The 16,938-nt window shown below is 70.8% G+C and carries 17 protein-coding genes; 8 read left to right on the forward strand and 9 right to left on the reverse strand.

Going from position 1 to position 16,938, the window contains the following annotated elements; genetic code table 11:
• Positions 1-171: 171 nt before the first annotated feature.
• The 3 genes from AC0VYD_RS20195 to AC0VYD_RS20205 all read left to right on the forward strand — a co-directional run bounded on the left by AC0VYD_RS20195 (position 172) and on the right by AC0VYD_RS20205 (position 3,679).
• Entirely contained in the window at positions 172-1,512 is a 1,341-nt protein-coding gene (locus tag AC0VYD_RS20195; RefSeq protein WP_475477027.1) for an ABC transporter substrate-binding protein, read from the forward strand.
• A gap of 239 nt (positions 1,513-1,751) precedes the next feature.
• Entirely contained in the window at positions 1,752-2,729 is a 978-nt protein-coding gene (locus AC0VYD_RS20200; RefSeq protein WP_475477028.1) for a carbohydrate ABC transporter permease, read from the forward strand.
• The gene (locus tag AC0VYD_RS20205) at positions 2,726-3,679 is read left to right on the forward strand and encodes a carbohydrate ABC transporter permease (protein ID WP_475477029.1); all 954 of its coding nucleotides are present in this window, start codon (positions 2,726-2,728) and stop codon (positions 3,677-3,679) included. Before AC0VYD_RS20200 ends, AC0VYD_RS20205 begins: the two co-directional genes overlap by 4 nt.
• 58 nt (positions 3,680-3,737) lie before the next feature.
• Here AC0VYD_RS20205 and AC0VYD_RS20210 read toward each other — a convergent pair whose 3' ends face one another.
• From AC0VYD_RS20210 to AC0VYD_RS20230, 5 genes are all read right to left on the reverse strand, one after another.
• Positions 3,738-4,670: a fructosamine kinase family protein gene (locus AC0VYD_RS20210; RefSeq protein ID WP_475477030.1), complete on the reverse strand. Its 933-nt coding sequence runs from the start codon at positions 4,668-4,670 to the stop codon at positions 3,738-3,740.
• A gap of 16 nt (positions 4,671-4,686) precedes the next feature.
• Positions 4,687-5,214, reverse strand: coding sequence for a low molecular weight protein-tyrosine-phosphatase (locus AC0VYD_RS20215; protein ID WP_475477031.1), 528 nt, complete (start codon positions 5,212-5,214; stop codon positions 4,687-4,689).
• 83 nt (positions 5,215-5,297) lie between these two features.
• The gene (locus AC0VYD_RS20220; RefSeq protein WP_191275227.1) at positions 5,298-5,732 is read right to left on the reverse strand and encodes a response regulator; all 435 of its coding nucleotides are present in this window, start codon (positions 5,730-5,732) and stop codon (positions 5,298-5,300) included.
• A 24-nt stretch (positions 5,733-5,756) separates the two neighbouring features.
• Complete coding sequence (locus AC0VYD_RS20225; RefSeq protein ID WP_475477032.1) at positions 5,757-7,715, reverse strand: sensor histidine kinase; 1,959 nt, start codon at positions 7,713-7,715, stop codon at positions 5,757-5,759.
• Positions 7,712-8,971, reverse strand: coding sequence for a PP2C family protein-serine/threonine phosphatase (locus tag AC0VYD_RS20230; protein ID WP_475477033.1), 1,260 nt, complete (start codon positions 8,969-8,971; stop codon positions 7,712-7,714). Before AC0VYD_RS20230 ends, AC0VYD_RS20225 begins: the two co-directional genes overlap by 4 nt.
• Before the next feature lie 447 nt (positions 8,972-9,418).
• Here AC0VYD_RS20230 and AC0VYD_RS20235 point away from each other — a divergent pair, with 447 nt between their 5' ends.
• The 3 genes from AC0VYD_RS20235 (at position 9,419) to AC0VYD_RS20245 (ending at position 11,246) form a co-directional block, all read left to right on the forward strand.
• Complete coding sequence (locus AC0VYD_RS20235) at positions 9,419-10,096, forward strand: biliverdin-producing heme oxygenase (RefSeq protein ID WP_475477034.1); 678 nt, start codon at positions 9,419-9,421, stop codon at positions 10,094-10,096.
• A 74-nt stretch (positions 10,097-10,170) separates the two neighbouring features.
• A complete protein-coding gene (locus tag AC0VYD_RS20240; RefSeq protein ID WP_475477035.1) occupies positions 10,171-10,827 on the forward strand; it encodes a TetR/AcrR family transcriptional regulator in 657 nt (218 codons plus the stop codon).
• A 164-nt stretch (positions 10,828-10,991) separates the two neighbouring features.
• Positions 10,992-11,246 carry a hypothetical protein gene (locus tag AC0VYD_RS20245; protein ID WP_475477036.1) on the forward strand — a complete coding sequence of 85 codons (255 nt, stop codon included), beginning with the start codon at positions 10,992-10,994 and terminating at the stop codon, positions 11,244-11,246.
• A 45-nt stretch (positions 11,247-11,291) separates the two neighbouring features.
• Here AC0VYD_RS20245 and AC0VYD_RS20250 read toward each other — a convergent pair whose 3' ends face one another.
• Positions 11,292-12,200: a 3'-5' exonuclease gene (locus AC0VYD_RS20250; protein ID WP_475477037.1), complete on the reverse strand. Its 909-nt coding sequence runs from the start codon at positions 12,198-12,200 to the stop codon at positions 11,292-11,294.
• Positions 12,201-12,500: 300 nt separating this feature from the next.
• Between AC0VYD_RS20250 and AC0VYD_RS20255 the strand changes: the two genes are divergently transcribed.
• Both AC0VYD_RS20255 and AC0VYD_RS20260 read left to right on the forward strand, forming a co-directional pair.
• Entirely contained in the window at positions 12,501-13,463 is a 963-nt protein-coding gene (locus tag AC0VYD_RS20255) for an asparaginase (RefSeq protein ID WP_475477038.1), read from the forward strand.
• Positions 13,464-13,481: 18 nt separating this feature from the next.
• Complete coding sequence (locus AC0VYD_RS20260) at positions 13,482-14,747, forward strand: NAD(P)/FAD-dependent oxidoreductase (protein WP_475477039.1); 1,266 nt, start codon at positions 13,482-13,484, stop codon at positions 14,745-14,747.
• Here AC0VYD_RS20260 and AC0VYD_RS20265 read toward each other — a convergent pair.
• From AC0VYD_RS20265 to AC0VYD_RS20275, 3 genes are all read right to left on the reverse strand, one after another.
• Complete coding sequence (locus AC0VYD_RS20265; protein ID WP_475477040.1) at positions 14,731-14,922, reverse strand: ferredoxin; 192 nt, start codon at positions 14,920-14,922, stop codon at positions 14,731-14,733. The genes AC0VYD_RS20260 and AC0VYD_RS20265 overlap by 17 nt on opposite strands.
• Positions 14,923-15,018: 96 nt before the next feature.
• On the reverse strand, positions 15,019-15,975 hold the full coding sequence (gene pip / locus AC0VYD_RS20270) for a prolyl aminopeptidase (RefSeq protein ID WP_475477041.1): 957 nt from the start codon (positions 15,973-15,975) through the stop codon (positions 15,019-15,021).
• A gap of 56 nt (positions 15,976-16,031) precedes the next feature.
• Positions 16,032-16,919 (reverse strand): DUF4429 domain-containing protein, encoded by an 888-nt coding sequence (locus tag AC0VYD_RS20275; RefSeq protein WP_475477042.1) that lies wholly within the window; start codon positions 16,917-16,919, stop codon positions 16,032-16,034.
• Positions 16,920-16,938 lie beyond the last annotated feature (19 nt).

The following is a 16,938-nucleotide window of genomic DNA, read 5'->3' on the forward strand; positions in this document are numbered from 1 at the left end:
CCGATAACAAAACCCCTGTCCACACGACTCACCTGCAAGATTTCAGATCGTTACGCAAGAATTTGCGCAGAGCATGGACAAAATCCCCGAATGCGACTTTCATCGAAGGGCGCATGACCTGAATCACATCCGCAACACCGGCGGGTGTGCGTGCCGAAGGAGTGAACGCCCATGCCCAGTCCGGTCCACCGACGCACTCTGGCCGCGGCCGCCGGAGGCCTGGCCCTCCTGGTTTCCGGGTGCTCCTACCTCAGCGGAGGCGACAGCAGCACCGTCGACACCTCCGACATCGACTGCTCTCCCTACGAACAGTGGGAGGGCACCGGGGGCACCGTCTCCGTCTACGCCTCCATCCGTGACGAGGAGGGCGACCTCCTGGAAGAGTCCTGGGCGGACTTCGCGGCCTGCAGCGGCATCACCGTCCAGTACGAGGGCAGCGGTGAGTTCGAGGCCCAACTACCGGTCCGCCTCGACGGCGGCAACGCGCCCGACCTCGCCTTCATCCCCCAGCCCGGCCTCCTGGAGCGCGCCGCCAACGACGGCCACGCCCTCCCCGTCGCCGACGGCGTGCAGGGCAACGTCGAGTCGGGGTGGAGCGAGGACTGGCAGGGCTACGCCTCCGTGGACGGCGACCTGTACGGCTCCCCGCTCGGCGCCAACATGAAGTCGATGGTCTGGTACTCGCCCGGCTACTTCGCCGAGAACGGCCACGAGGTCCCCGAGACCTGGGACGAGATGATCGAACTCAGCGACGCCATCGCCGCCGACGGCACCAAGCCCTGGTGCGTGGGCTTCGAGTCCGGCGACGCCACCGGCTGGCCCGGCACCGACTGGATCGAGAACGCGCTCCTGCGCACCTCCGGCACGGACGTCTACCACGACTGGATCTCCCACGACATCGCCTTCGACTCCCCCGAGGTCGAGGAGGCCTTCGACCTGGCCGACGGGGTCGTCCGGAACGAGGACTACGTCAACGGCACATTCGGCGGCGTCGACAGCATCGCCGTCACCTCCTTCCAGGAGGCCGGGATGCCCCTCCTCGACGGCGGCTGCGCGATGTACCTGATGGGCTCCTTCTACGGCGCCCAGTTCGAGGACGACGTCGAGATCGGCGAGGACGGCGACGTCTACGGCTTCGTCATGCCCCCGTTGGAGGCCGGCTCCGACATCCCGATCATGGGCGGCGGCGAGTTCGTCGTCTCCTTCGACGACCGCGACGAGGTCGTGGCCATGCACGAGTACCTCTCCTCGGCCGAGTACGCCAACCAGCGCGCCTCCCTGGGTTCCTGGGTCTCCGCCCACCAGGAGCTGGACCAGTCCCTGCTGGCCGACCCCACCGACCAGTTCACCGCCGAGGTCCTCAACGACCCCGACACCGTCTTCCACTTCGACGGCAGCGACGCCATGCCCTCCTCCGTGGGCACCAACGTCTTCTGGAGCGGGATGGTCGACTGGGTGACCGGCGCCGACACCGCCACGGTCCTGGAGAGCGTCGAGTCCGCCTGGCCGTAACTGTGTTTGCTTCGGGCCTCCGCTTCGGCCCGTGTTCGGCGCCGTTGCGGAGGGATCCGGGTTGTAGCAGGCACAGCATCCTCGTCCACGCCTTGCTCGTTCCTCGCTGGCGGCTTGACTCCTCCTGCAGAACCCTCCCCGGCGCTCGAACTGACACCCCGGCCGCGCGGCGTCACTGACGCCGCGCGGCCCTCTCCGCCCTCCCGTCCCACCTCTCCAGGCACCACCAAAGGTCTTCCATGGAGTTCTCCTTCCTGAACGAGCTGCCCAAGCTCGTGTGGATGCTCATCGGGATCGTCGCCTTCCTCGGCGTCATCGGCCTGATGCTCGTCCTGCTCGACGCGCCCCGCAGCAAGCGGGACCGGTGGCAGGCGGCCTTCTTCCTCGGCCCGGCCGCGGTCCTCATCCTCGGCGGGCTCGTCTACCCGGTCATCCGCACCACCATCCTGTCCTTCCACGACCGCAACGGCGACGTGTTCGTGGGACTGACCAACTACCTCTGGATGTTCCAGCGCCCGGAGATCCTCCAGGTCCTGGTCAACACCATGCTGTGGGTACTGTTCGCCCCGGCCATGGCCACGGCGGTCGGCCTGCTGTACGCCGTGCTCATCGACCGCTCCCGGTTCGAGTCCGTGGCCAAGTCGCTGGTGTTCATGCCGATGGCGATCTCGTTCGTCGGCGCGAGCATCATCTGGCGGTTCGTGTACGCCTACCGCCCCGCCGACCAGGAGCAGTACGGGCTGTTCAACCAGATCGTCGTGTGGTTCGGCGGCGAGCCCCGGCTGTGGCTGCTCGAACAACCCCTCAACACGTTCCTGCTGATCCTGGTCCTGATCTGGGTCCAGGCCGGGTTCGCGATGGTGGTCCTGTCCGCGGCCATCAAGGCGATCCCCGCCGAGATCGTGGAGGCCGCGCGCATCGACGGCGCCGGCCCCTGGCAACTGTTCAGCCGCATCACCCTGCCGTCGGTCTGGCCCACCCTCCTGGTCGTGCTCATCACGATCTCGGTGCAGACCCTCAAGATCTTCGACATCGTCCGCACCATGACCGGCGGCAACTACGGCACCAGCGTGATCGCCAACGAGATGTACAGCCAGGCGTTCTCCCAGGGCCAGGTCGGTCAGGGATCGGCCCTGGCCGTGTTCCTGTTCGTCCTGGTCATCCCGTTGGTCGCCTTCCAGATCCGGCGCAACCGCAAGGCCAGGGAGCTGACATGAGCACGAACGACACCCTCCCCGGGGCCGCCGCGCCCGCCGACCGGGGCGCCGCCGACCGGGTCCGCAAACGGCTCAGCGGCGGCGCGGCCAGTCTCGCGGCGCTGGTCATCGCCGTCGTGTGGACGCTGCCCACCGCCGGGCTGTTCATCTCCTCGTTCCGGCCCGCCGAACAGATCCGCAGCACCGGCTGGTGGACGTTCTTCGGCTCCCCCGAGGTGACCCTGGACAACTACCGGGACGTGCTCTTCGGCAACGCCAACGACGGCCGTCTGGCCAGCCACTTCGTGAACTCGTTCGTGATCACCCTGCCCTCGACGGTGTTCGTCCTGGGGGTCGCGGCCCTGGCGGCCTACGCGCTGGCCTGGATCGACTTCCGCGGCCGTGACTGGGTGTTCCTCGGGATCTTCGCGCTCCAGATCGTCCCGCTCCAGATGTCCCTGGTCCCGCTGCTGCGTTTCTTCTCCCAGGGTGTTTCGGTCGGCGGCGCCCAGATCCTCCCCGCCTGGGAGCTCTCCGGCGCCATGGCGTTCACCAACGTGTGGGTGGCGCACACCATCTTCGGTCTGCCGCTGGGCATCTTCCTGATGCACAACTTCATCTCCCAGCTACCGAAGTCGCTTTTCGAGGCCGCCCGCGTGGACGGTGCCGGACACGGGACGATCTTCCGCAAGGTGGTGCTTCCGCTGATCGCCCCCGCCCTGGTCTCCCTCGGCATCTTCCAGTTCCTGTGGGTCTGGAACGACCTGCTGGTGGCGCTGATCTTCGCTGGCGGCGACACCGCGACCGCGCCGCTCACCGTCCGGCTGGCCGAACTCGCGGGGACCCGCGGCGAGGCATGGCACCGGCTCACCGCGGGGGCGTTCGTGTCGATCATCGTCCCGCTGATCGTGTTCTTCCTGCTGCAGCGCTACTTCGTACGCGGGCTGCTGGCCGGCAGCGTCAAGGGCTGACGGCCCGGTGGGGGCGGCACGGGCGCCGCCCCCACCGTGGCGGGCACCGGAGCACGGATCAGCCGGCGCGGTACGCGGTACGCGCGGCCTCCAGAGCGGTGGTCCGGTAGGCGGCTCCGAACAGGCACACGTGCACGAGCAGAGGGTGCAGCTGGTGCAGGGCCACCCGGCCCCGCCAGCCCGAGGACAGCGGAGCGACCTCGTTGTAGGCGTCGCGGACCCGGTCCAGGTAGGGCAGGCCGAACAGGGCGAGCATCGCCAGGTCCGCCTCGCGGTGGCCGCCGTGCGCGGCGGGGTCGATGAGCACCGCGTCGCGTTCACGCCAGAGCACGTTGCCGTTCCACAGGTCCCCGTGGACACGGGCCGGTGGTTCCGGTTCCCCGGCCAGTTCCTCGACCGAGTCGACCACCTTCTCGACGGCACGCGCGTCGGCGGGGGTCAGCGCACCCTGGTCCAGGGCCTGGCGCAGGTAGGGGCGCAGCCGCTGCTCGGCGTAGAAGCGCGGCCAGTCCCGGGAGGGGGTGTTGTCCAGGGGAAGCGGACCGATGTAACCGGTCCAGTCCGCGCCGAAACCGTCGGCCCCGGTGAGGTGGGTTCCGGCGAGCTGTCTGCCGAGCCGCTCGGCCGCGGCGGGTGTGGGTTCGCGCTGTTCGATCCACGGCAGGACGAGCAGGTGCGAGTCCCATCCCAGGGGCACGATCGCCGGGGAGCCGAAGCACCTCCCGAGCCATTCCAGGCCGCGCGCCTCGGCGACCAGCGCCCCCGTGGGCTCGGCCACGCGCGCCAGGGACTTGACGAACAGCCGGGTACCGTCGGCCAACTCGGCGTAGGACAGGGTCCAGTCGTGGCTGCTCCCGGCCCTGGCGGCCCGCCGGACCTCCCGGCCGAGCAGGGCCGAGACGCGTTCGGCGAGGGTCCCGGTCAACGGGTCCCGGCGCGGCCGCTCCGGCCCGTCCCCCGGGCCCCCGGGTCCGAAGGACCGCACGATCATCTCCCTGTCCAAGCGGCTAGCCCCGCAGCCGGGAGACGAGTTCCCCGGTGAGCCCCTTGGCGGCGGCCTCGACCATGTTCAGGACGGCGGTGAACCCGTCGTCTCCCCCGTAGTAGGGGTCGGGGACCTCCGGATTGGGGCCGCACCCGGGGGCGAAGGAGCGGAACAGTCGCAGCCGGGAGACGTCGAATCCGAGCTCGGCCCCCCGTTCGTCGACGGCACGGCGCACCTCGTCCAGGTTGTCCAGGTCCATCGCCAGAACGAGGTCCCTGGTGGCGAGGTCCTCGGGGTCGAACTGGCGGGCAGTGTGTTCGGTCAGGTACCCGTGCACACGCAGTGTGGCGGCGGCGCGGGGGTCCATGCCGCCGCCCACGTGCCAGTCGCCCGTGCCGGAGCTGTCGACCTCCACGAGGTCGCTCATTCCGGCGCGTTCGAGGTCTGCGGTGAGCACCTTCGCCGCCATGGGCGATCGGCAGATGTTTCCCAGACACACCACACTGACGCGGTAGGGACCAGCGGGTTCACGAGGTTCCGGCAGGCTCATGCCCTTACCGTAACGAAAAACCGCCGCACCCACCCGGTCCGGCGCGGTGAGTGCGGCCCTCGTCCCCGGATCCGGAGCCCGGATCAGCTCTTGGGGAGCCGGACGACGGTGACGAAGAAGTCGTCGATCTGGCGCACGACCCTGATGAACTGCTCGAAGTCCACGGGCTTGGGCACGTAGGCGTTGGCGTGCAGGCGGTAGCTGCGCAGCACGTCCTCCTCGGCCTCCGAGGTCGTGAGTACCACGACGGGGATGTGCGCGAGGTTGTCGTCGCTCTTGACCTCCTCCAGTACCTCCCGGCCGTCCTTACGCGGCAGGTTGAGGTCCAGGAGGATCAGGTGGGGGCGGGGGGCATCAGCGAACTCACCCTCGCGACGCAGGAAGCGGAGCGCCTCGACGCCGTCCGAGACCACGTGCAGCCGGTTCCCCAGCTTGTGTTCCTCGAACGCCTCCTTGGTCATCAGGACGTCACCGGGATCGTCCTCGACCAGCAGCACCTCAATGGGATGCACCAACATGACCTCGCTCAAGCTTTCAGACCCCTATACGGGCCCCGCCCCGCGACCGGGGGGAGCCGTACCGCCAGCACCGCCGGGCAGGGGACGGGGTTCCCCTCCGGGTTCTCGACCCGTGGGGAGCCCGGCCTCCGGCTCGTTGCCGCTGGACTCTCGTGTGGCCGTCGGCGTCTCGTCCGCGGGGGCGGACTCGACTGCCTCGGTGCCCTCAACATGGTTATCGGTATCAGCGGTCGATCCGGTTCCCTCCACGGCAACCGGATCTTCCTCCTCCGCCTGTGTGTCGACGGGCAGGGTCCAGCATATGCGGGTTCCGGTCCGGCCGGAGTCCGCGCCCTCGGCGGTTTCGGCCCCTTCGGTGTCCTCTGCGCCCGTGTCCAGCCACATGCGTCCGCCGTGGAACTCGATGATCTTCTTGCACATGGCCAGGCCGATACCGGTACCGGTGTACTTCTCCCTGGTGTGCAGGCGCTGGAAGATGACGAAGATCCGCTCGGCGTACTGCGGTTCGATGCCGATGCCGTTGTCCGTGCAGCAGAACACCCATTCGTCGTCCTGGCGTTCCACGCTGACGTGGACCTTGGGCGCGTCCTCGCCACGGAACTTGACCGCGTTGCCCACGAGGTTGAAGAAGACCTGGGTGAGCAGGGTGCGGTCGCCCGCGATGGTGGGCAGGACGTCGCCGGTGATCTCGGCGTCCGCCTCCTCCAGTCGGGTCTCCAGACTGCTCAGCGCGTCGCCCAGGGCCACGTTCAGGTCGACCGGCGCGAAGTTCTTGGTGCGCCCGACCCGGGAGAAGGCCAGGAGGTCGTTGATGAGGGTCTGCATGCGTTTGGCGCCCTCGACCGCGAAGTCGATGTAGGAGTCCGCACGCTCGTCCAGCTGGCCGTGGTAGCGGCGCTGGAGCAGCTGGCAGAAGCTCGCCACCTTGCGCAGCGGCTCCTGGAGGTCGTGCGAGGCGACGTAGGCGAACTGCTCCAGTTCCAGGTTGGACCGGCGCAGCTCCTCCGTCTGGTGCTCCAGCAGGCTGGACTGCTCCTGGAGCTTGCGCCGCGCCGAGGCGACCTCGTCCAGGTCGTGCACGATGCGCTCGCGCATGGCGTCCACGTCCTGGCCCAGCTGGACGATCTCCGGCGGCCCCTGCAGGGAGATGCGGTGGGCGTAGTAGCCCTCGGAGACCTGGCGCATGTGCCCGGCCAGGTCCTCCAGGGGGCGCAGCACCCACTGCTGGAGCATCACCCAGAGGAAGACCGACAGGAACACCACGACCAGGCCGACGAGCACCAGGAGGGCCACGACCTGCTGGGTGGCCAGGGTCAGTCCGCTCTGGGCCTCCTGGATCTCGCTCTCGAGGTGGTTGGTGGTGGCGTCGGCGGCCCGGTTGAGCTCCAGGAACAGCACCCGGCCGCGCTGGAGGTCCTCCTGGGTCGGTGTCTGGCCGGTACGGACCTGTTCCAGGACCGGTTCGGCGAACTCCTCACTCCAGACCTCGCCGGCCTCGATGAGCTCCTCCACCTTGGGCGCGACGTCCTCGTTCTCCTCGGCCAGGGTGGTCAGGGCGCTCCGGTACTCGGCGAGGGACATCCGCTGCTCGACGAAGGGCTGGAGGAACTCGCGGTCGCCGGTGAGGATGTAGCCGCGCAGGGCGTGGTCCTGGCTGAGGTAGGCCGAGCGGGTCTGCTCGACGGTGCTCAGCCCCGGCGTGAGCGTGTCGACCTGGCGGGTCAGGGAGTCGCGTGCCTGGAAGGCGGCGAGGGTGATCACCGAGACCGCCAGCACCAGGACGACGGCGACCACCGTCAGCAGGCTGGTGACCCGGCGGCGCAGGCTCCAGGAGTGCCCGCTGGAGTGCACCCGGCTGCGGAGGGAGGCGCTGACGGAGGAGGCCCCTCCGAAGGGCCTCCGGGCTCCTTCCCCCTCCCCGGGGGCCGAATCCGTTCCGGGCTCGTTGTCCATGGTGCGGTGTCCCTCCCCGGTGGAGCTCACTCGGGCTCTCCGTGGTTGACGAGCAGCATCGCCACGTCGTCCTGGAGCGGGCCCCCGTTGCTGCGCTCCGCCTCGTCCACCAGGTGCTCGGGCAGGTTGTTCAGGGCCACGCCCTGGGTGAGCGCCCCGTTCACCATCCGGCGCAGACCCGCGACCTCCAGGCGCGCGGGCGGTCCGCCGTCGTAGGCGTCGACCAGGCCGTCGGTGTAGAACAACATGCTCGCGCCCTTGGGCAGCACGATCTCGGCCGCCTCGTCCTGGTCCACCGGGAAGACTCCCAGCGGCGGCTGCGGGACGGCCTGGATCTCCTCCGCCACACCGTCGGTGACGACCATGGGCGGCGGATGGCCGAGGACGCGCACCCGGGCCCGGTCACTGCCGGTGTCGAGGCTGGCCATGCACAGCGTCGCGTACATCTCCTCCTGGGCGCGCTCGCTGACCAGGAGGTCCTCCAGGTTGGGCAGGACGCGTTCCTCGGCGACCCCGCTCATGACCAGGGTGCGCCAGGCGATGCGCAGGCTGACGCCGAGGGCGGCCTCGTCCGGGCCGTGTCCGCTGACGTCGCCGATGATGACGTGGGTGGTGCCGTCCTTCTCGACCGCGTCGTAGAAGTCGCCGCCGACCAGGGCGCGTTTGCGGCCGGGCCGGTAGTAGGCGCGGTGGCTGAGCGGCGATCGGCCGAGCAGGACCTGGGGCAGCAGGCCGCGCTCCAGGCGCATGTTCTCGCGGGCCCGCATCCGCGCCTCGCGCAGCTGGCGGGCGTTCTCGTCGGCGCGGCGCCGCTCCAGGGAGTAGCGCAGGCTCCGGGCCAGCAGGGAACCGTCCACCTGGCCCTTGACCAGGTAGTCCTGGGCGCCCGCGGCGACCGCGGCGATGCCCTCGTGTTCGTCGTCGAGACCGGTGAGGACCACGACCGCGGCTGAGGGCGCACTGCCGAGGACCTCGCGCAGCAGGCCCAGGCCGTGCCCGTCGGGGAGGTTGAGGTCGAGCAGGACGCAACCGCGGAAGTCGGTGAGGTGTTCGCGGGCCGCCTTGAGCGTGGAGACCCAGGTGATGCGTGTGGTCAGTGCGGTGTCCGCGAGGAGTTCCTCGGCGAGGAGGGCATCGCCGGGGTCGTCTTCGATCAGCAGGACGTCAACCGATTCGACGGTAGCCTCCACCCGGTCGTCCAGGACGGTGTCGTCACCCGGGGCGGCGCTGCCGTGTGTCGCAGCGCCGTCGGCGGCGTCGGCCGCTTCGTCACCGATCACCGTCACGGGATCGTGCCCTGTTCTCCTGGTATCCACTCATCGCCTCAAGGTTCGCGGGTCCGTGGGGTGCGTTGTCATGCCGGAGGCCCGAGGCGGACACCTCGGGTCTTCCCGGCGGTTCGGACCGCACGACACCCAAACGATAAACGCCCTGGCGACCAGTTGACCAGCGGACGAGACGAGACACACCCAACGCCGGGGGGACACGGCCGACACTCCCTGTGTGCGCGCAGGCCCGGGCACGCGGGGCATCCGGATGCGGGCGGCGGTCGCGTAGGTGGTCAGAGCGTGCAGGTGCGCGTGCAGGAGCGCGTGAATCATGTGACACAGGGCACTCCGAACGAGCCCTGCACCCCTTTTTATATGACAGAGCGTCGTATCCGCCTTGACAGCGCCGCGCACCTAAATGACATGATGTCATAAAGTTCCCGGAACGAGAGGCGGACAGTGCCGATGAGCACCACGGCCGAGGCCCCCGCGACGGCCGCCCCCACCGTCGGCGAACCGTTCTCCGAACGGCTCAGGGCCGCCACCCGGGGCGACCACGCCACCGCCGAGCAGCACGGCTTCACCGAGGCCCTGCTCGCGGGCGAGCTCCCGCGCGCGGGCTACGCCGAGATGGTCGCCCAGCACCACTTCGCCTACGTGGCACTGGAACGGGTCGGCCGCGCCCTCCGCGAGGACCTCGTCGCAGGCCGCTTCCACCACCCGGAGCTGGAGCGCGTCCCCGCACTGGAGGCCGACCTGGAGCACCTGCTCGGCACCGGCTGGCGCGGGCTGGTCTCCCCGACCCCGGCCACCAGGACCTACGTCGCGCGCATCGAGCAGATGGCCGACCACCCCGCAGGCTTCGTCGCCCACCACTACACCCGCTACATGGGCGACGTCTCCGGCGGCCAGTTCATCCGCCGGATCGCCGAGAAGGCCTACGGTCTCACCGCCGACGCGGGGGCGGCCTTCTACGCCTTCGACGCCCTGGGCAGCCTCCCGAAGTTCCGTTCCGGGTACCGCGACCGCCTCGACTCCCTGGACCCGGACGAGGCCACCGCGGAGTTCCTCGTCCGGGAGACCCGCCTGGCCTACCAGCTCAACACCGAGGTCCTCGCCGACCTGGGCAGGCAGCACACCTGACCCGCCCCTCCCCTCCGGCCCCGCCGCAGCTCCGACATGCCGGTCCGGCCGCCGCAGCGTGCCACCATAGGGGCATGCCCAAGATCACGGCTCCGACCATCGCCGCCCACCGTGCCCGCACCCGGGACCGCATCATGGACGCCGTGGACGGGCTGATCAGAACACAGGGGATCGACCGCGTCTCCATGACCGACGTGGCCAACGCCGCGGGCATCACCCGCACCGCGCTCTACAACTACTTCCCGGACAAACCCGCCCTGCTCCTGGCCTTCACCGAACAGGTCAACAGCGCGTTCGTCGAGCGGTACAAGCGCGAACTCCCCTCGGGGGTCTCGGCGGCCCGGCGCCTGTCAGCCTTCGTGCGGCTGCAGCTGGAGGGCCTCGTCGCCCACCCGCACCCGCCCGCCGCCGAACTGGGCGCCAGCCTGGGGCCGGACGCCTACCAGGCCCTGGCCGCACACGTCGCCCCGATGCAGCGCCTGCTCACCGAGATCATCGAGGAGGGCGTCACGGCAGGGGAGTTCGACCACCTGCCCGCCGAGCGCACCGCCGGTCTCGCCCTGTCCATGGTGGGCTCCCAACGACTGCCCCTGGTCAACGACGAGATCGACCTGGACGGGACCCACGCCCTGGTCACCCGGTTCGTGCTCCGCGCCCTCGGGGTGGCGACCGAAACCGTGGACACCATCCTCCCCTCCACCGCCAGGAAAAACACCGAGAGTTCCACATGATGCACCCTCAGTGATAAAGGTCAGGACCTAACCGGAGCTGGCCAGGAGCGGCCACCCCCGATCTGCATGAACGCGACGGAACCGGGGAACTATCCGCCCTGCCCGGAGCCCCCGCCCGGGCACCTCCATCCGCCCGGATCCGAGTCCCGTTAGGCCCTCCTCCCGTGTCCCTCGCACTGATCGCCGTCGGCGCCGTCCTGGTGTCGATCGCCCTGTTCAACAAGGTCCCCCGCCTCAGCGCCGGGCGCCTGCCCGCCCCCCGCCCCGGCGGCGGGGTCGCCACCGCCCAGCGCGTCAGCGCGCCGCCACGGCTGCGCCTGGCCCCCGCCCGGCTCACCGAACAGGGCCGGGCCCTGCTCACCACCGTGGGCGGCAGCGCACTGATCGTGGCGTTCTTCCTCACCCTGTCCGGTCTGTGACGCCCCGGACCGGGCCGACTCCCTGACGGGTCCCGGGCCCCGGGTTCAGCCCGCGCGGCCCCGGAGACCGCCGCGTCCGCCCGCCATGCGCACCAGCAGGCCGCCCGCGACCGTGGCCGCGACCCCTCCGGTCACCGCGGCGGCCGCGGCCACCCGCTCCCACAGCCTGGAGTCGCGGTGCGCGGCACTCTCCGCGGCCGCCCGGTCCACCGCCCCGAAGGCGCCACCGCACAGCGCGGCGTCCAACTCGGCACCGCGCCAACACGCCTTCCACTCGTTCAGGGGCTCCAGCCCACCGGGCTCCGGGGTCGTGCGAGGCTTCCAGCGCACCGGGCCGTCCACGGGCTCACCGCCCCGGAGGACCAGGGGCGGCGGCCCCGCGTAACGCAGTTCGCCGGGCGCGTTCGCGATCATCTCCACGAGCAGCCTGGCGCAGGCACGGGCGTCGCCCAGGGCGGTGTGCTGCCCCGTCGGCCAGGACCCGCTCAGCAGGTGGGTGGCGCGCGGCAGCGAGTAGCGGGGGAGGTCGATCTGGGCGCGCAGGGCCCTCAGCGTGCACAGGCCCGACTGGCCGCGCGGCAGACCGGCGGGAACCAGCTCAGCGGCGAGGAAGCGCTCCTCGAAGTCCAGGTTGTGGCCGACCACCACCGCCCCGGAGAGCAACTGGGCCAGGCGGGGGACGATCTCGGCCACCCGCGGGGCCCCGATGACATCGCCCTCACCGATCCCGTGGAACTCCTGTCCGGCCACCGGGGCCCGGGGGTCCACCAGCGTGCTGAACTCGTCCACGAGCTCTCCGTCACCGCGCACCCGCACCACGGCGACCTCGACCAGACGCGCGCCCTCACGCGGGTCCAGGCCGGTCGTCTCGACGTCGAGCACCGCGTACTCCAGGTCCGCCGCACGCGTGCCGACCCTTCTCCGGGTCAGTTCGCCCGTCCGCAGCGTTCCCATCGCCAGTCCCACTCCCTTTGTCACGCCGATGTCCCGGCAGGTGTTCCAGCAGGTCGTCCCGGTGCGTCCGGCACCCGCCCGCCGTCGGTCCCCGACCTTACTGCCCGCATCCGACACCGGGCGCACACCCTGGTGCGGCGCCGCCGGCACCGCAGAGCGCGGGCAGAGCCGCTGGCGGCCCCGCGAGCCGCACACCAGACACGGGAAGAACCGAGGGTGTGTGTACGTTTTGACGCGTGCCTGCCGTCGGCGGGCACACACCGCGATTCCCCCACAGCCTCACCGGCGAGGAGAAACCACATGAACCAGGCTCCGCTGCCCAGCTACGCTCCCCTGGCGGAAGTCGTCCGTTCCGGAATGCGCGAGGGCGTGCACTACGGCGCGGTCGTCGGGCTCTCGGCCGAGGGTGAGATCGCCTACGCGCGCGGGCCCGTGCACGACGCCATGTTCCCCCGCTCCTCCGCCAAACCCTTCCAGGCCCTGGCCGCGCTGCGCGCCGACGCCCCGCTGGAGGGGACCTCCCTCGCGATCGCCGCGGGAAGCCACGGGGGCGAGGAGTTCCACGCAGCCGAGACCGAACGGATCCTGGCCGCGGCCGGACTCACCGCCGAAGCCCTCCGGTGTCCGCCTGCCGTCCCCGGCGGAGCCGCCGCCCGGAAGGCCTTCCTCGCCGCGGGCCGCTCCCCCGAGCGCCGGTACATGAACTGTTCCGGCAAGCACGCGGGCATGCTCGCCGCCTGCGTCGCCCAGGGGTGGAGCACCGAGGACTACCTCGACCCCGAGCACCCGCTGCAGGTACTGGTACGCGAAGCGACCGAGGACATGTGCGGCGAGCGGATCGCACACACCGCCGTCGACGGCTGCGGGGCGCCACAACTCGCGGTCTCCCTGGTCGGCCTCGCCCGAGGCGTCCAGGGCATGCGCCTGTCCCCCGAGGGCAGCGCCGAGCGGACCGTCCTCGAAGCGATGAGCGCCCACCCCGAGTACGTCTCGGGTACCGACCGCATCGACACCGAACTGATGACCCGTATGCCCGGCCTGGTCTCCAAGATCGGCGCCGACGGCGTACTCGTGCTCAACGTGCCCACCGGTGAGACGGTCGCCGTCAAGATCAGCGACGGAGACGCAGAGGAACGCTCACGGGTCCTCGTCGGCCTCACCGCCCTCCAGGCCCTGGGCGTGGACGTCACACCCGTCAAGGAGCACCTGACCACTCCCATCCAGGGCGGCGGCCGGACCGTCGGCGAAGTCCGCGGGCTCTGAGAGGTGAAAGGAAACACGGTGTCGGACACCCTGAACGAGATCGTCATCGCCGGTGCGGGCATGGCCGGGCTGCACGCGGCGGAGGCCCTGCGGGAACACGGCTTCGAGGGACGTCTGACCCTGGTCGGGGAGGAGCCGCACCGGCCCTACTCACGACCTCCGCTGTCCAAGGAGGTCCTGACCGGGGTCGGGATGGACCCCGCGCACGGCGGCCCGGGATGGCTGGTCGGACACCGCGCCCTGCGGCTGCGTGAGGACTCCGTGGTCGAGGGCCTGGAACTGGACTTCCGGCCGAACACGCGGGCGGTCGGGCTGGACCCGGCAGCCCGGGAGCTGCGCGTGTCCGGACCCGGCGGCGGGGGTTCGCTGAGCTACGACGGGCTGATCGTGGCCACCGGGGCGCGGGCCCGGCGCCCCGGCACCGACCTGGCCGGTGTACACGTCCTGCGCACCCTGGACGACGCCGAGGCGATCCGTTCGGCCTTCGGCTCCGGCGGACACCTGGTGGTGGTCGGCGCGGGGTTCGTCGGGGCCGAGGTCGCCGCGAGCGCCCGTGCCGTGGGGATGGAGGTCACCCTGGTGGAGGCCGCGCCCACCCCGCTGACCAGGGTGGTCGACCAGCGTGTCGGGGAGGTCCTCACCGACCTGCACCGGGAGAACGGTGTGGACGTGCGTCTGGGCGCGGGTGTGACCGGGTTCGAGGGCGCCGGCCGGGTGGAACGCGTCCGGTTGGCGGACGGTACCGCGGTCGAGGCCTCCCTGGTGGTGGCCGGGGTGGGTGTCCACCTCAACACCGAGTGGCTGCGCGGTTCGGGCGTGGAGCTGTTCGACGACGGCTCGGTGGTGTGCGACGAGTACTCCGCCACCTCGGTGCCGAACGTGTACGCGGTCGGTGACCTGGCCAACTGGCCGCACCCGCGCTACGGCGGCCGGATCCGGCTGGAGCACTGGACCAACGCGAGCGAACAGGGCGAGGCGGCCGCCCGCAACCTGCTCGCCGGGACGGGGCGGACGCCCTTCACCCCGGTGCCCTATTTCTGGTCCGACCAGTACAAGAAGAAGGTCCAGCTGCTGGGGCAGGGCGCCCCCGCCGATGAGGTCGCCTTCGTGCACGGGTCGCCGCAGGACCGGAAATTCGTCGCGTTCCTGGGGCGCGGGGGGATGCTCACCGGGGTGCTCGGCCTGCGCTCCACCCCGCGCACCATGCGCTACCGCGGCCTGCTGGAGAAACCCACCACCTGGGAGGAGGCCATGGCCGCGGCCGGGGCTACCCCGTCACGGTGATGGCTCCCTTGGGGCACATCCGCTCCGCCCTGAGCACCTTCGCGCGAAGCTCCTCGTCCGGCTCCTCGGCGAGGAGGTAGAGGAAGTCGTCGTCCCTGACCTCGAACACCTCCGGGGCCGCGGCCATGCACAGGGCGTTGCTCTCACACCGGTCGTAGTCGACCTCGACTCGCATGCTGCCTTCCTCTCGTCCGCGGGCCGCCGCCCGGCAACGGGCGGCGGCCCTGGGGGGCACGGGTGGCCTCACCCTAACCACGACGCGCCCGGACCCCTACTCGGCGAAGCGGTCGGTCGCCTCGATCAGCTGGTGCAGGATGCCGGGCTCGCTGAAGGCGTGCCCGGCGTCGTCGACGACGTGGAACTCCGCCTCCGGCCAGGCCCGGTGCAGGTCGTGGGCGGTGCGCATCGGGGTGCACACGTCGTAGCGGCCCTGGACGATCACCCCGGGGATGTGCCGGATCCGTTCGGTGCCCTCGATGAGCTGTTCGGGGTCGAGGAAGCCCCTGTTGTGGAAGTAGTGGTTCTCGATCCGGGCGAAGGCCAGCGCGTAGTCCTCGTCCGCGTGGTGTTCGCGCAGAGCGGGGTTGGGCAGCAGCGTGATCGTCGACCCCTCCCACACGCTCCACGCGCGGGCGGCCTCCAGCCGCGTCCGGCGGTCCTGGGACTCCAGGCGGCGGGCGTAGGCGGCGATGAGGTCGTCGCGCTCCCCCTCCGGGATGGGGGCCAGGTAGGACTCCCACAGGTCCGGGAAGAGCTGGGAGGCGCCCTCCTGGTAGAACCAGCGCAGCTCCTGGTCGCGCAGGGTGAAGATGCCGCGGACGACCAGCTCGGTGACGCGCTCGGGGTGCTTCTGCGCGTAGGCGAGGGCCAGGCAGCTGCCCCAGGACCCGCCGAAGACCTGCCAGGCGTCCGCGCCGATCATCTCGCGCAGGCGCTCCATGTCCTCGACCAGCGCCCAGGTGGTGTTGGTGGCCAGGTCGACGTCCATACGGCTGGCGTGCGGGGTGGAACGCCCGCAGTTGCGCTGGTCGAACAGGAGGATGCGGTACCTCTCCGGGTCGAAGAGCCGACGGTGGTCGGGGGTGCAGCCGCCGCCCGGGCCACCGTGCAGGAACACCACGGGCTTGCCCGCGGGGTTGCCGCACAGCTCCCAGTAGACGCGGTGTCCGTCACCGACGTCGAGCATGCCCGAGTCGTACGGCTCGATGGGCGGGTACAAGGTGCGCAAGGCGTGGGCCCTTTCGTGCTGTTCGTGGCTGGGTCGTGTTCGGGGCCGGACCGGGTTCAGAGCCGCCCCAGGAGCTCGGCCTTCTTGGTGCCGAACTCCTCGTCGGTCAGCAGCCCCTCGGCGTGGAGGTTCCCGAGCTCCCGGATCTTGGCGAAGATCTCGTCGCTGTCGTCGGCCGCGCCCGCCGTCAGGGCGACGGGCTCCTCCCCGGGCTCCTGGTCCGCCAGGGCGATGCGGCTGTTGACCGTGGCGGCCATCAGGAGGGTTTCGTCGCTGCCCTTGGGTCCGTGCGAGACCAGGGTGAAGAAGTCGTGTTCGAGGCCGGAGGCCTCGGGGATGGCCGCTCCGCGCAGGACCACGCGGAGGAAACCCTCACCGAAGTCGACCTGCGGGGACCACTGTAGGGACCCGATCTCGGAGAGCGGGAACTCGCGCGACTTCTCCTGCCCCTTGGCGGTGCTCGCCATCCAGCCGTCCCAGTGCAGCCGTACCCGTTCCCCGTCGAAGGAGACGGAGCCCTCTCCGGTGCGCGCCTGGAAGGGCGGCCTGACCACCAGCCCCAGGGCGACCTCCGAGAGGTCGAGCGGTGCCCCTCGGACCTCGCGTGCGTAGCGGGCGGACTCGGCGAGCCGGTCGGCGCAGTACTCGGCGACCAGCTCCCGGTCATGCGGCCCGGTCAGCACCAGTGGTGTGGCGGGGGCGGCGGTGCCCACGGTCTCCAGGTCCGCGTAGGGGTCGGCCCCGTCCACCAGCCGCACCCGGAGCCGCCACCCCTGTTTGCGGTCGCCGGGGTCGAAGTCCACCTCGCGTACGGCGGCCAGCGGAACCGAGCACTGGCCGAGCGCCCTGAACAGGTGAGGCACCTTGCGCCCGGTGCCGAACCCGATGCGCACCCTCTCCTCGTCGAAGCGCCAGATGGCGTGGTGCCCGCGTAGTTCCTCCATGGGGAGACATCCTAGAGGT

The sequence above is a fragment of the Nocardiopsis sp. iso_40 genome (genome assembly GCF_056173285.1).

Coding starts and splice junctions, on each gene's coding strand:
- AC0VYD_RS20240 (WP_475477035.1), top strand. CDS start 10,171: ATGCCCAAGATCACGGCTCCGACCATCGCCGCCCACCGTGCCCGCACC.
- AC0VYD_RS20210 (WP_475477030.1), bottom strand. CDS start 4,670: ATGATCGTGCGGTCCTTCGGACCCGGGGGCCCGGGGGACGGGCCGGAG.
- AC0VYD_RS20205 (WP_475477029.1), top strand. CDS start 2,726: ATGAGCACGAACGACACCCTCCCCGGGGCCGCCGCGCCCGCCGACCGG.
- AC0VYD_RS20220 (WP_191275227.1), bottom strand. CDS start 5,732: ATGTTGGTGCATCCCATTGAGGTGCTGCTGGTCGAGGACGATCCCGGT.
- AC0VYD_RS20215 (WP_475477031.1), bottom strand. CDS start 5,214: ATGAGCCTGCCGGAACCTCGTGAACCCGCTGGTCCCTACCGCGTCAGT.
- AC0VYD_RS20255 (WP_475477038.1), top strand. CDS start 12,501: ATGAACCAGGCTCCGCTGCCCAGCTACGCTCCCCTGGCGGAAGTCGTC.
- AC0VYD_RS20235 (WP_475477034.1), top strand. CDS start 9,419: ATGAGCACCACGGCCGAGGCCCCCGCGACGGCCGCCCCCACCGTCGGC.
- AC0VYD_RS20265 (WP_475477040.1), bottom strand. CDS start 14,922: ATGCGAGTCGAGGTCGACTACGACCGGTGTGAGAGCAACGCCCTGTGC.
- AC0VYD_RS20250 (WP_475477037.1), bottom strand. CDS start 12,200: ATGGGAACGCTGCGGACGGGCGAACTGACCCGGAGAAGGGTCGGCACG.
- AC0VYD_RS20275 (WP_475477042.1), bottom strand. CDS start 16,919: ATGGAGGAACTACGCGGGCACCACGCCATCTGGCGCTTCGACGAGGAG.
- AC0VYD_RS20200 (WP_475477028.1), top strand. CDS start 1,752: ATGGAGTTCTCCTTCCTGAACGAGCTGCCCAAGCTCGTGTGGATGCTC.
- AC0VYD_RS20195 (WP_475477027.1), top strand. CDS start 172: ATGCCCAGTCCGGTCCACCGACGCACTCTGGCCGCGGCCGCCGGAGGC.